This is a genomic window from Flavobacterium calami (genome assembly GCF_038290035.1).
Lineage (GTDB): Bacteria > Bacteroidota > Bacteroidia > Flavobacteriales > Flavobacteriaceae > Flavobacterium > Flavobacterium calami.
The window spans coordinates 202,965-217,130 of sequence record NZ_JBBYHS010000006.1 but is presented as its reverse complement, the minus strand read 5'-3'; the positions used below and the strand labels follow the sequence as shown (position 1 = coordinate 217,130).

General features: G+C 35.8%; 7 protein-coding genes. All 7 read left to right on the top strand.

Translation table 11 applies throughout. The features are described from left to right. The first annotated feature begins 31 nt into the window (after positions 1 to 31). The 7 genes from AAEO57_RS07295 to AAEO57_RS07265 all read left to right on the top strand — a co-directional run bounded on the left by AAEO57_RS07295 (position 32) and on the right by AAEO57_RS07265 (position 14,163). Complete coding sequence (locus AAEO57_RS07295) at positions 32 to 1,516, top strand: alpha-L-fucosidase (RefSeq protein WP_341691081.1); 1,485 nt, start codon at positions 32 to 34, stop codon at positions 1,514 to 1,516. 11 nt (positions 1,517 to 1,527) lie between these two features. Next, entirely contained in the window at positions 1,528 to 3,771 is a 2,244-nt protein-coding gene (locus AAEO57_RS07290; protein WP_341691079.1) for a GH92 family glycosyl hydrolase, read from the top strand. A gap of 12 nt (positions 3,772 to 3,783) precedes the next feature. Continuing rightward, positions 3,784 to 6,444, top strand: a complete 2,661-nt coding sequence (locus AAEO57_RS07285; RefSeq protein WP_341691077.1) for a glycoside hydrolase family 3 N-terminal domain-containing protein — start codon at positions 3,784 to 3,786, stop codon at positions 6,442 to 6,444. A gap of 263 nt (positions 6,445 to 6,707) precedes the next feature. Continuing rightward, on the top strand, positions 6,708 to 9,818 hold the full coding sequence (locus tag AAEO57_RS07280; RefSeq protein ID WP_341691075.1) for a SusC/RagA family TonB-linked outer membrane protein: 3,111 nt from the start codon (positions 6,708 to 6,710) through the stop codon (positions 9,816 to 9,818). Positions 9,819 to 9,829: 11 nt separating this feature from the next. Then, on the top strand, positions 9,830 to 11,398 hold the full coding sequence (locus tag AAEO57_RS07275) for a SusD/RagB family nutrient-binding outer membrane lipoprotein (RefSeq protein ID WP_341691073.1): 1,569 nt from the start codon (positions 9,830 to 9,832) through the stop codon (positions 11,396 to 11,398). A gap of 169 nt (positions 11,399 to 11,567) precedes the next feature. After that, the gene (locus AAEO57_RS07270; protein ID WP_341691071.1) at positions 11,568 to 12,899 is read left to right on the top strand and encodes a sugar MFS transporter; all 1,332 of its coding nucleotides are present in this window, start codon (positions 11,568 to 11,570) and stop codon (positions 12,897 to 12,899) included. A 214-nt stretch (positions 12,900 to 13,113) separates the two neighbouring features. After that, positions 13,114 to 14,163: a sialidase family protein gene (locus AAEO57_RS07265; RefSeq protein ID WP_341691069.1), complete on the top strand. Its 1,050-nt coding sequence runs from the start codon at positions 13,114 to 13,116 to the stop codon at positions 14,161 to 14,163. Positions 14,164 to 14,166 lie beyond the last annotated feature (3 nt).

Here is a 14,166-nt window from a genome sequence, read left to right as displayed (position 1 = left end):
AAAGAATAATAAATTATAAATTAGATTAAAGATGAAAAAAGGAATATTCATAATCGCCCTTTTATTTTCAGCTCAGATATTCGCTCAGGCGATTTATGAAGATGAAAGATACGTACCAGAAACAGATCCGTTGGTTTTGAAAAACTTAGACGAGTGGCAAGGCAAAAAATTTGGTTTGCTAATGCACTGGGGAACTTACAGCCAATGGGGAATTGTAGAATCTTGGTCTATCTGCCCTGAAGATTATGGATGGTGTGAACGTAAAAAAGGAAGTAATCCATCTAATTATAATGATTATATTAAAGATTACGAAGGATTAAGAAAAACATTTAATCCTGTGAAATTCGATCCTGCAAAGTGGGCTAAAGCAGCTAAATATGCTGGAATGAAATACATGGTTTTCACTACAAAACACCATGACGGATTCAATATGTATGATACTAAGTACTCTGATTACAAGATTACTAGTAAAGATGTTCCTTTTCATACAAACCCGAAAGCTGACGTTTTAAAAGAAATTTTCAACTCTTTTAGAGGAGAAGGTATTTCAACTGGAGCTTATTTCTCTAAACCTGACTGGCATAATGAAAACTACTGGGATCCTTATTTCCCTCCATTCGACAGAAACGTAAACTACGATCCGTCTTTATACCCTGAAAAATGGCAAAAATATGTTGATTTCACGCACAACCAAATCTTAGAAATCTTAACGAACTATGGTAAAGTTGATATTTTATGGTTAGATGGAGGATGGGTTAGAAAAAGAGACCAAGTGAACATCAAAGAAAACTACGATGAGAAATTTACTGAAAACGAATCTAAAAACGGTTTCATCAAACACAGAGTGGTGGATCAAGATCCAAAAATGGATGAATTGGTTGTAAAAGCACGTCAAAAACAACCAGGTTTAATTGTAGTAGATAGAGCGGTTCACGGTAAAAACCAAAACTACTTAACTCCAGAAGGACGTGTTCCTGCTAAAACGCTTCCTTATCCTTGGGAATCTTGTATTCCAGCTGGAGGCGGATGGTCTTATTCTCCAGGTGCTGAATACATGACTGGAAGACAAGGTATTCACATGTTAGTTGATATTGTGGCAAAAGGCGGAAACTTATTATTAAACGTTGCTCCAAGTCCGGAAGGAGAATGGGACAAAGGGGCTTACGATTTACTACAGGCATATGGCGACTGGATGAAAGTAAACAGCACAGCAATTTACAACACAAAACCAATCGAACCTTATAAAGAGGAAAACATTTGTTTTACACAAAATAAAGCAGGAAATGTGTTCGCATTTTATTTAGCTAAAGAAGGAGAAGATAAAATTCCTGCTGCAGTTACTGTAAAATCTATCAGTCCTAAAAAAGGAACTAAGATTACAATGTTAGGTTCTAAGACTTCTTTAAAATGGACAAAAGAAGGAAACGGATTTAAAGTAATTATTCCGGAAAGTTTAAGAAACAATCTTCCTGCAAAAGAAGCTTGGACTTTAAAAATCGAAGCGATCAACAGATAAGAACGAAGCCTATGGTTTTAAATATTAAAAATAAATTTGAAACAGCATGTATTTTATATATGCTGTTTTTTAGCATTACTATTTTTGCGCAGGAGCCTGCCGATTTTGTTAATCCGTTTATTGGAACTTCCAATTATGGTGCTGCTTATCCTGGACCAATTGCACCGCGCGGAATGGCAAGTATTAGCCCGTTTAATGTGGCTGGAGTTAAAAATACACCGATGGAAAAAGACAGTCAGTGGCTTTCAAATCCGTATGTGAATGAAAATACTTTTTTGACTGGATTTAGTCAAGTGAATTTAAGCGGTGTCGGCTGTCCAGATTTGGGTGTTATTTTATTGATGCCAACGACTGGAAATGTAGAAATCGATCACTTAAAATACGGTTCCACTTATTCTAATGAAGTTGCAAAAGCAGCTTATTACAGTGTAAACATCGACAAATACAAAGTAAAAGGCGAATTTACCGCTTCAAAACGAGTGGGAGTAAGCAGATTCACTTTCCCGAAAGGGCAATCTAATATTTTATTAAATCTTGGTTTAGGATTAACAAACGAAGAAGGTGCGATGGTAAAAGTGGTTTCTTCTACAGAAATAGAAGGAATGCGATCTGTTGGTTCGTTTTGTTACAATAGTCCAGAAGATGCTTATCCGGTTTATTTTGTGGCCCAATTTTCTAAACCTGCCCATAAATTTGGAGTTTGGAAAAAAACTGCAAAATACAGTGGCGTTGAAGCGCAATGGATGGGTTACAACGGAAAAGTGAGAATAATGGAAAATACCATTAAAACCGTAGTAGGCGATAGTATTGGAAGTTATTTTACGTATAAATTCGACAAACAAGAAACGGTTGAAGTGAAGATTGGAATTTCGTACGTGAGTATCGAAAATGCCCGAGAAAACTTAGCAAAAGAAGTGGGTAACAGATCTTTTGATGCAATTTACAAAGAAACCTATAACGAATGGAACGAAGAATTGTCTAAAATTTTGGTTGAAGGTGGTACAAAAGATGAAAACACGATTTTCTACACAGCTTTGTATCACACTTTAATTCATCCAAATACTTTAAATGATATTAACGGACAATATCCCGTAATCAGAAGAAGTAAAATTGCTAAAACCGATGATACCCGTTATACCGTATTTTCTTTATGGGACACATACCGAAATGTACATCCATTGATGTCTTTGGTTTATCCAAAACAGCAATCGGATATGGTAAAAAGTATGTTGGATATGTTCGATGAAAACGGCTGGTTACCAAAATGGGAATTGAATTCGACTGAAACTTTTACCATGGTTGGAGACCCTGCAAGTATTGTAATTACAGATACTTATATGAGAGGAATTCGTGATTATGATGTTAATAAAGCCTATTATGCGATGTTGAAAGGCGCAGATAATATTGAGAATAATCCGCTTCGTCCGGGATTGAAAGATTATATCAAAAAAGGATATTTAACAACTGACAATAAAGGCCCAGTTTCTACAACTCAGGAATACAATATTTCAGATTATGCTATTTCGCTTATGGCCAACGAATTCGGTGACAAAGACAATGTAAAACGATTTAAAGAACGTTCATTATCCTATAGAAAATTATTCGATAAAAACTTAAATCTGCTTCGTCCAAGAACGGCTGACGGAAAATGGCACGAGCCATTTGATCCCGCGTCTGGAGCTAATTTTGAAGAAAATATTGGTTTTATCGAAGGAAATGCGTGGCAGTATAATTTCATGGTTCCTCACGACATTATCGGATTAAAGAAATTAATGGGCGGAGATCAAGCTTTTTCGGCGCAATTGCAGAAAATATTTGATACGAAACAATTTGATATGGCAAATGAACCAGACATTGCCAATCCGTATTTGTTTAATTATGTGAAAGGTGAAGAATATAAAGCTCAGGAAATGGTAAAGAAATTGGTTCACGAATATTTCAAAAATGAGCCAAAAGGATTGCCTGGAAATGACGATACTGGAACAATGTCAGCTTGGTTGGTTTATTCGATGATGGGAATTTATCCAATTTCTCCAGGAGATCCAATTTACACCATTACAGCCCCAATGTTTCATCGAGTGACAATTAAATTAGATCCAAGATATTATAAAAAAGAAAGCATTGTAATTGAAAGACAAATCAATAACGGTGGAAAAATCAATTCGATTGAGCTAAACGGAAAATCAATCAATAGCTTTTTTATTTCGCACAATGATTTTGTGAATGGAACAAAGCTTAAAGTGATTCAAAACTAAACACACACAACTATGTTACAATTAAGAATGAGGAAAACGGCCATTATTTTTGTAATGGCTGTTGGTTTTTTAAACCAGACCCACGCCCAGAAAAAGTATCTTTATCAAGATGCGAAAGCACCTGTTGAAGACAGAGTAAAAGACTTGTTAAGCCGAATGACGCTTGAAGAAAAAGTGCGTCAGATGGATATGTATAGAGGAGATTTTTTTAAAGATAAAGAAGATTTTGCTAAAGCTAAATCGGCAGAAAAAATCGGTAAATTAGGAATTGGAGCTATTCATGATCTTTATCCGCGTTCAGCGAAAATGATCAATGATTTGCAAACAAGCGTAATCAAAGGAAACCGTTGGGGAATTCCGGCGCTGATTATGTGTGAAATGCTTCACGGATATTTAGACGAAGGAAGTACCGCTTTCCCTATGAACATTGGACTTGGAGCAACTTGGGATACTAGCGTATTAGACAAAGTTGGAAAAGTAATTGGTATGGAAGCCAGAGCGCATGGTGTTCACTTTGGTTTTGGTCCAAATTTAGATTTAGGACGCGAACCAAGATGGGGACGTGTTGCTGAAACTTTTGGTGAAGATGCTTTCTTGAACAGCGAAATTGGTTTGGCTTTTATTAAAGGATTACAAGGAGACGATTTAAAATCCGATCGTTCGATTATTGCTGAACCAAAACATTTTGCGGTTCACGGTATTCCACAGGCGGGAGGAAATTCTTCTCCGATTTTAGTAGGAGAACGTTCGGCTCGCGAAGATCACTTACCTTCTTTTAGAAAAGCATTTACAAAAGGCGGTGCATTAGGAACCATGTGTGCGTATTCTGAGTTAGACGGAATTCCTTGTGCTGCGAACCATTGGTTATTGACGGATGTTTTGAGAAAAGAATGGGGCTTTAAAGGACTTGTAGTTTCTGATTTAGGAGCGATTAAATACATTCAGACGACACACAAAGTTTCTGATTCTCCAAAAGAAAGTATTAGAGAAGCAGTTTCTGCAGGAGTTGATATGCAGTTTTATGATTTTACAAATGAATTCTGGCAAAACACCATTATTGAATTAGTAAATGAGAAAAAATTAACTCAAGAAAATATTGATCGTGCAGCAGGAGCAGTTTTACGTTTGAAATTCTTGCTGGGATTATTTGAAAATCCGTACACAGATAAAAATCTGATTAAAGAGCGTTTTCATACTAAAGAAAACCAAGCTGTTGCTTTGGAAGCAGCTCAAAAATCGATGGTTTTACTGAAAAATGAGAACAATATTTTGCCTTTAAACAAATCGTTAAAGAATATTGCGGTTATAGGTCCAAATGCAAATGCTTCAAGAATGGGCGGTTATGCTCCTAAAAATAGTGTTGGAACAACCGTTTTTGAAGGTATACAACAAGTGGTTGGAAAAACGGCGAATGTGGTTTACGAAGAAGGTGTACCGCTGATTGTTAAAGGACAGGCTATTCCATCAAAATATTTATTTACTTCGGACGGATCTCAAAACGGATTAAAAGGAGAATATTTCAATAATAGAAATCTTGAAGGAACTCCAGCTTTAACTCGTATTGACAGCCAATTAGAATTTGACTGGCCTTGGGCTCCTGGTGATGGTGTTAATGTGGATGATTTCTCTATTCGCTGGACAGGTTACATTCAATCAGACAAATCATTTGATGGCTGGTTAGGTTTAAGTTCTGATGACGGAATCAGAATGTGGGTTGACGATCAATTGGTTATTGACAATTGGACAAAAGGTGCTACAAGTATCGTAACAACTCCAAAAAATATTGAAGCAGGAAAGAAATACAAAGTCCGCATTGAAATGTGGGAAGGAGGCTGGGGGGCCAGAGCGCACTTGCGTTGGAACTTAGAAAAAGTAAACATGCAGCCAGCAATCGATGCCGCAAAAAAAGCAGATGTTGCGATTGTAGTTTTAGGAGAATCCAACGAATTAGTAGAAGAAAACAGAGACGTTGCTGATTTGAATTTACACGGAATACAACAAGAATTAATAGAAGCTATTCAAAAAACAGGAACTCCAGTAGTTTGTGTATTATTAAACGGTCGTCCGCTTTCTACCAACTGGATTGCTGAAAATATTCCAGCTGTACTTGAAGGATGGTTTCCAGGAGAATTTGGAGGAAGAGCTGTTGCGGATGTTTTGTTCGGAGATTACAATCCAGGCGGAAGACTGCCAATTACAGTTCCAAAATCGGTAGGACAGTTACCTATATATTATAACCAAAAACCATCTGCAATCCATAAATATGTAGCAGAAAGCGAACATCCTTTATATTCATTCGGTTTTGGATTAAGTTATACAAAGTTTGAATATTCTAATTTGAAGCTGAATACTACTGAAATTAAACCAAACGGCGAAATAAAAGTTTCTGTTGATGTTAAAAACGTTGGAGACAGAGACGGAGACGAAGTGGTACAATTGTATATTAATGATGTTTACAGTTCCGTAACAACTCCAGAAAAAACGTTAAAAGGATTCAAGAGATTGAATATCAAAAAAGGCGAAATCAAAAATCTTGAATTTACACTTACGCCAGATGAGCTATCTATCTGGAACAGAGAAATGAAGCGCATTGTAGAGCCGGGAGATTTCGAAGTAATGGTGGGCGGAAATTCTACTGATTTGCAAAAAACGACATTTAAGGTTTCTAACTAAAAAACATTAAACACAGAATAATTTTGAACGTTTTTTAGTTAAAAAAAAGAATATAATTAAAAAAGGCCAAAATCTATTAGATTAATAGATTTTGACCTTTAAAATAAGGCAGAGTTGGATTACAAATGAAAACGTTTTCTTTCAATAATTGACCAAAGATTTACGTACACCTGTGAAAAATGGTCATTTGTCGAAATTATATTTTGTTAACGAAACGGATTCCTAAATTTAACATGTTATTAACTCAAAAAAACAATTAAACTATGAATCAAAACGTACTAAAATTACTGTTCTTGTTTTTCCTGTTTGGGTTTCAGACCCTTCAGGCTCAAACGTCAGCAGTAACGGGAACAATCACAGACGCAGCCGGAATGCCAATTCCAGGAGCAAATGTAGTTGTTAAAGGAACAAAAAATAGTACATCATCAGACTTTGATGGGAAATACAGTATCACTGTTCCAAACCAATCAGCAATTTTGGTATTTACTTATGTAGGTAATACTACTAAAGAAATACCTGTTGCAGGATTAACTACTATTAATGTTACCTTAGGTGCTAACAACCAACAATTATCTGAAGTAGTAGTAACTGCTTTGGGGATAAAAAGAGAGAAAAAGTCTTTAAGTTATTCAGCTCAGACAGTTTCTACTCAGGAGCTTTCTCAGGCGAGATCACTGAATGTGGCAAACTCTCTTTCAGGTAAAGTTGCCGGTCTTAATTTCTCTACTACTGGTACCGGAGTAGGTGGTTCTTCCAGAATTACGCTTAGAGGTAACCGATCACTTACAGGAAATAACCAGCCATTATTTGTAATTGATGGTATCCCTATGGATAATACTGTTACTTCGCCTGCTACAGATATTGGAGGAACAACCAGCTTTGATGGTATTTCAAATATTAATCCGGAGGATATTGAATCTATGACCGTGTTGAAAGGCCCTTCTGCAGCAGCATTATACGGTTCACGTGCAAGTAACGGTGTTATTGTAATTACTACAAAAAAAGGATCTAAGAATGGGAAAGCCAATATTTCTGTATCCTCAAACTTTATGGCTTCTTCTGCCTATAATTTATTAAATCAGCAAGATGTATATGGCCAGGGGAATGGAGGAATTTATAATGCAGCTTCTATAACCAGCTGGGGACCTAAAATGGAAGGACAGCAAGTTGCAGCATGGCAGCTTGTGGATAATCCTAATTATGCAGGACCTGCTACTTATGCGTTTACTCCACAGCCAAATAATGCAACAGATTTTTTTAGGACAGGTTACAGTTTATCAAATAACCTAACTGCTTCAATGGGTAATGATAAGACTCAGGGGTATTTCTCTTATACAAGTACAGATGCTAAGGGGATTGTAATGGGGAATGATTTGAAAAGACATAATTTTAATTTGCGTTTAACAAGTAATCTGACTGATAAGTTTAAATTAGATACTAAAGTAAATTATATCACTCAAAAAATTGAAAATGCTGTAGGAGCAGGAGAAGGATCCATTGGTGAAGCTCTTTATACTATGCCAAGAAATTTACCTTATGATCAATATAAAGATTTTGAATATATTGATGATGCAGGACAAATAAGATATAATTATATTAATGGTGATAATAATTTAAGTACTCTTGGGGCTAACCCTTTTTGGCTTGCTAAAAGAAACTTAAGAGTAGACGAAAGAAACAGGATTATTGCTTTTACGTCATTAACTTATGACCTTACAAAAGACTTAAGTTTAATGGTAAGAACAGGTATCGATCAGGCTACAAACAAAGCGAAAGTTTCCCGATATGCATCAGTTGCAATACTTAATCAGGATTACGGTAGCTATTCGGAATCAATTTCAGACAACACCGAATTAAACTCTGATTTCCTTTTATCTTATAAAAAACAATTTGGAGATTTTAAATTAAATGTTAATGCAGGAGGAAATGCTTTAGTTCAAAAACGTGAGGGATTAAGCAGTGGAGGTACTTTAAGCAAAAGAAACTTTTTTGCGCTGACTAACCTTCAGTCAACTACAGTTACTCCGGATTATAGTAAAAAGAAAATTAATTCATTGTACGGATCGTCTCAGCTTTCTTATAAAGACTATTTATATTTAGATCTTACAGCCCGTAATGACTGGTCATCTGCTTTGCCTGCCGACAACAGATCCTTCTTTTATCCTTCTGTTGGTTTAACAGGTATAATTACTGATATGGCTGATATTAAATCTGATGTATTGTCATTTTTAAAAGTAAGAGGATCTTATGCACAGGTAGGAAATGATACAAACCCTTATCTTTTAGCAAATCAGCTTAGCTATTATGGTTTTAACGGAGGAGTAGTACAATCTTCTACATTACTTAACAATCCTAATCTTAAACCGGAAATTTCTTCTTCAATGGAGTTTGGTTTAAATTCACGCTTTTTCAATAATAAAATAGGTGTTGATTTCACTTGGTTCCAAACCAATACAAAAGATCAGATTTTTACAATTAATGTGCCTGAATCATCTGGTTATGCTAAACAGGTAATAAATGGTGGAGAAATTCAAAACAAAGGTTTTGAGGTAGTTTTAAATGCTAATATTGTAGAAGGTAATAAATTTTCATGGGATGCAACAGCTAACTTTGCAACTTACAGAACAAAAGTTTTGAGTATTGTAGAAGGACGCGATGAAATAAATATTGCTACAGGTTACGAAAGATTGGCACAAACTATTGTAAAAAAGGGTGGTGATTATGGGGATTTATATATTCGTGGTTTCCAGCGCAATACTGACGGACAAATTATTGTTGATGCAACGACGGGTTTACCTTTGTTTACTTCAGGATTTGATGTTCTAGCCGGGAATTTTAACCCTGACTGGACTGCCGGTTTGCAAAATAAATTCAAATACAAAGATTTTACGCTTAGTTTCCTGGTTGATTTTCGTATTGGCGGTAATGTAATCTCTTATTCTCAGGCAAGAATGGCCGGAGCCGGTGTTAGCGATATGACCCTGAACGGGAGAGATGGTTTTGTGGTTGACGGGGTTGTTGATAACGGAAATGGGACTTATTCTCCAAATACAACATCAATTACATCTGAAAATTATTGGTCACAAGTCGCAAGCAGAGACCCTAGATCAGCAGAGGACTTTGTTTACGATGCAACAAATATCAGGTTGAGAGAAGTAGTTTTAGGGTATTCATTACCAAGTAAATTATTAAGAAATTCTCCATTTACCGGTATTGATTTATCTATCGTTGGAAGAAACCTGTTTTTCTTTGTTAATAAAGCGAAATACTTTGATCCGGAACAAGGTGTAAGTGTTGGAAACCTTCAGGGAATCGAATCTTATAACATTCCAACTACCAGAGATTTTGGATTTAATGCGAAATTCAACTTTTAAAAAAATAAGACATGAAAAATAATATAATCAAATTTTTTGCAATCGTTTTTCTGTTTCAGATAACAGGATGTACTTCGGATTTTGATGAAACTAATACAAATCCAAATACGCTTACATCTGATCAGTTAGATGCAACATTGGCAGGACCTGCTTTTGCAAATGCCTTATATAAAGGAATAGGAAATGCATCATGGAGTCTTCCTGATGATGATTATGGAACATACGGGCTGGCAACGGCATTACATTCAATGGTGTTTACGCACTATATGGGTTATACAGGCGGAGCTGCTACTGATGCTAACGGAATCAATGATGGATGGAGAAGCAGAGGCTGGTTGAGATTTTATACTCTGGCTGTTCCCTCATTGCTGAACAGTTATAAAGCAGCTAAGGGCAATGCCGAAGCTACTGCAATTTTAGATATCTGGAAAGTGTATATGTTTCATAGATTTACAGATGAATGGGGACCGGTTCCTTATTCTCAGGCAGGTCTTGGAGGTTCATCTGTAGCTTATGATTCTCAGGAAGCCATGTATACTGATTTTTTCAAGCTTTTAGAAGCTGCTAACACGACTTTGAGTACTACATCTCAGACTACAGTTGGTGTATTTAAGGATTATGATGCTATATACAGTGGAAATGTTGTGAAATGGAGAAAATTTGCTAATTCATTAAGATTGCGTTTAGCCTTAAGAATTTCGGATAAAGATGCTTCCAGAGCAAAAATCCAGGCAGAAGCAGCTGTAGCTGCAGGCGTAATGTTGTCAAATGATGATAGTGCTTATTATAAAGTAACTAAAGACACTTACAATAATTTTGTTGATATTATGAAATATTGGGGTTTTTGTATGACAGCTGATATGGAAAGTATGCTTAAAGGATATAATGATCCAAGAATGCAGATCTGGTTTGCTCCAGTTACTGATGATACATCTGCTTATAAAGGTCAGTATGTTGGCTTGCCAAACGGAATTGGAACTTCGATATCCTGGAGTAAAGATTTAAGTACGACAAATCAAACGACTACATTTTCTGATAACGTTACAAAAAATATAGAAGTAATGATGGCTTCAGAATCTAATTTCAGTCGTGCTGAAGGGGTTTTATTGGGGTGGAATATGTCCGGAACTGCAAAAACTCTTTATGAAGATGGTATTCGTTTGTCAATGCAACAGTGGGGTGTTACAGATAATACTGCTATCAATGCTTATATAGCAGGAACTACAACAGGTGCTGTACCAACATTTGGCAGTATGTACTCAGATCCTACACCTCCGGTTAATGTACCTGTAGCCTGGGCAGCGAGTACAAATGACCAAAAGAAACAAATTGCGGTTCAAAAATATTTGGGGCTTTTCCCGGAATCATGGGAGGCGTGGTCTGATTTGCGCAGAACAGATGCAGCTATATTGTATCCATTGATTACGACTTTAGATCCTACAATTGGTAAAGGGGTAATGAAACGTTTAACATACCTGCCTAATGAATATAGTACCAATGCAGCTGCTGTTGCTAATGCAATAACACTTCTTGGAGGCGCTGACAAAGGCAGTACATTAGTTTGGTGGGACACAAAATAATTAATTTGGTGAGTAATGATCGACACAATCCTTACTTAAAACGCAAAAGGAGAGGAAACTCTCCTTTTGTTTTATAGCTATGTCAGTAATCTGACAGGCAGAATTCTATTAAATGAGGATGATTTACTCCAATTTAATAAATCATCAAACGACAAAAACATAAATAAAAATGGTTAACGCAAATACCACTAACTCCTCACAAACCAAACCAAACCTAGTACCAATATTAATTATAGCAAGCTTGTTCTTTATTTTTGGTTTTGTTACCTGGATCAATGGTGCATTGATTCCGTTTATGAAAACCATAAATGAATTAACTTCTGCACAATCCTTATTGGTTGCCTCAGCATCTTATATTTCGTTTGTTGTTATGGCACTTCCTGCGTCTTATATTTTGGCTAAAATGGGCTATAAAAAAGGGATGTCTTTAGGATTATTCATTATGGGATTTGGTGCTTTAATATTTATTCCTGCAGCCGAAGCGAGAACCTATTGGATGTTTCTAACTGGAATTTTTATTCAGGGAGCAGGAATGACTTTATTGCAAACAGCTTCTAATCCTTATATCACTATTTTAGGACCAATTGAAAGTGCGGCAAAACGAATTTCTATTATGGGAATCTGTAATAAAATTGCCGGTGCTTTGGGTTCACTTATTTTTGGATCTATCTTATTATCCGGAATTGATGAAATTCAGAAAAAATTGAGTATAGTTTCTTCAGCAGAAAAAGCAACATTATTAAATACAATGGCTGATAGTGTTGTAGTGCCTTATATTACCATGGCAATTGTTTTATTTGTCTTGGGACTATTAATTCTTAAAGCACCACTGCCAGATGTTGAAGCTGAGCCAATTGAAGAAGCAAAAGAAGGAGAAACAACCAAAACAAGTATTTTTCAGTTTCCGCATTTATGGCTGGGCGTTTTAACACTTTTTATGTACGTTGGTGTCGAAGTAATTGCAGGTGACACCATTATTGCATACGGAATCGCATTAGGTTTTCCTGCTGCCGATGCTAAATTCTTTACTACTTTTACTCTGCTGGCAATGGTTGCAACTTACGCATTAGGAGCATTTTTAATCCCAAAATATATTACACAGGCTTTAGCTTTAAGGGTGAGTGCTGTTTTAGGGATTATATTGTCTTTCTGCATCGTATTCTCAACCGGATTTACCTCTGTCTTATTGGTTGCAGGATTGGGAATTGCAAACGCTTTGGTTTGGCCGGCAATCTGGCCTTTGGCATTAAAGGGTTTGGGCAAATTTACTAAGACAGCGGCTGCTTTGCTGATTATGGCTATTTCTGGTGGAGCGGTAATTCCGCCATTGTACGGAAAATATGTTGACATTACAAAAGCAGATCTTATCGCACAGGGAGTTAACGAAGTAAATGCGACTGCATCAGCATCGACAAAAGGGTACTGGATTTTACTTCCTTGTTATATCGTGATCCTCTATTATGCTATTGCAGGACATAAAGTAGGATTGAAAAAGAATTAGATTTAAGATTTTTTAGAAGCAAGAAGCAAGAGATTTGAAGAAACAAGATTTAAGAAATAAGATTTTAGTTTAATTTCTAAATAGTCAAAATGTCTTTTTGATTATAATTTAAGTATTTCACCTTTATTGTTTCTTCTTTCATCTTTATTCTTTTTTCTTCAAAACAGTCTTTCATCTTGCCTCTTTCATCTTAAAAGAATAAAAAAAGAATAAAATGATATCAAAAACAAAATGTACTGTAACAGCTTTATTAGCCATTTTTCTTTTTGCTAACGGATTAAGAGCGCAGTCGAAAGCCGTAAATATCGAAAGCCGTTATATTGCAGATCCGCCTGTAACCACAAACAGTCATGCCTCGACATTAGTAGAATATAAACCAAATGAAATTATGGCTGCCTGGTTTGGCGGCAAATATGAAGGTGCAAAAGATGTGAGTATTTATATTTCTTCCTATAAAGAAAAAAAATGGTCAGCGCCAAAAAAAATTATTGAGCCACTAATTAAAGATGGTGATACCCTGCCTTGCTGGAATCCGGTTTTATTTAAAAGTAAAACTCAAAATTTATATTTGTTTTATAAAGTCGGCAAGAATCCGAGGGAATGGTTTGGTGCAATGATAGTTTCTAAAGATTACGGAAACACCTGGAGTGAGGCAAAATACCTTCCGAAAGGAATATTAGGGCCAATTCGGAACAAACCAATAGAAATAACTCCCGGAATTATTTTATGCGGAAGCAGTACCGAAAGTATCAACGATAATAAATGGAGAGTATTTATAGAAACGTACACAGAATCAACAGACAGCTGGACTATCCAAGATATTAATGACAAGAAAAATTTTGATATCATCCAGCCGACGTTTTTGGTTCATTCAGATAGTGAAATTCAGATTTTATCAAGAAGCAGGCACAATAAACTGATTTCAAGCTGGTCTGAAGATTATGGTAAAACCTGGCAGAAAACAGACAGTATAAATGTGGTCAATTCGAATTCGGGAATTGATGCAGTGTCTTTATCTAATAAATCATTTTTATTGGTTAATAATCCTTTAAAAATGGGAAAAGACTGGTTTAATGGAAGAAATATTCTCGATGTAGAATATTCTAAAGATGGTTTCTCGTGGAATAAATTATTTGATTTAGAAAACCAAAAGGAAGGTGAGTTTAGTTATCCGGCCATTATTCAGACATCAGATAAAAAAATACATATTTTATATACTTATAATCGTAAGTTTATTAAACATACCACATTTGATTTAAAATAAAAA

Excerpts from the sequence above, each read along its gene's own strand:
- AAEO57_RS07280 (WP_341691075.1), top strand. The coding sequence starts at position 6,708 with ATGAATCAAAACGTACTAAAATTACTGTTCTTGTTTTTCCTGTTTGGG.
- AAEO57_RS07285 (WP_341691077.1), top strand. The coding sequence starts at position 3,784 with ATGTTACAATTAAGAATGAGGAAAACGGCCATTATTTTTGTAATGGCT.
- AAEO57_RS07275 (WP_341691073.1), top strand. The coding sequence starts at position 9,830 with ATGAAAAATAATATAATCAAATTTTTTGCAATCGTTTTTCTGTTTCAG.
- AAEO57_RS07270 (WP_341691071.1), top strand. The coding sequence starts at position 11,568 with ATGGTTAACGCAAATACCACTAACTCCTCACAAACCAAACCAAACCTA.
- AAEO57_RS07290 (WP_341691079.1), top strand. The coding sequence starts at position 1,528 with ATGGTTTTAAATATTAAAAATAAATTTGAAACAGCATGTATTTTATAT.
- AAEO57_RS07265 (WP_341691069.1), top strand. The coding sequence starts at position 13,114 with ATGATATCAAAAACAAAATGTACTGTAACAGCTTTATTAGCCATTTTT.
- AAEO57_RS07295 (WP_341691081.1), top strand. The coding sequence starts at position 32 with ATGAAAAAAGGAATATTCATAATCGCCCTTTTATTTTCAGCTCAGATA.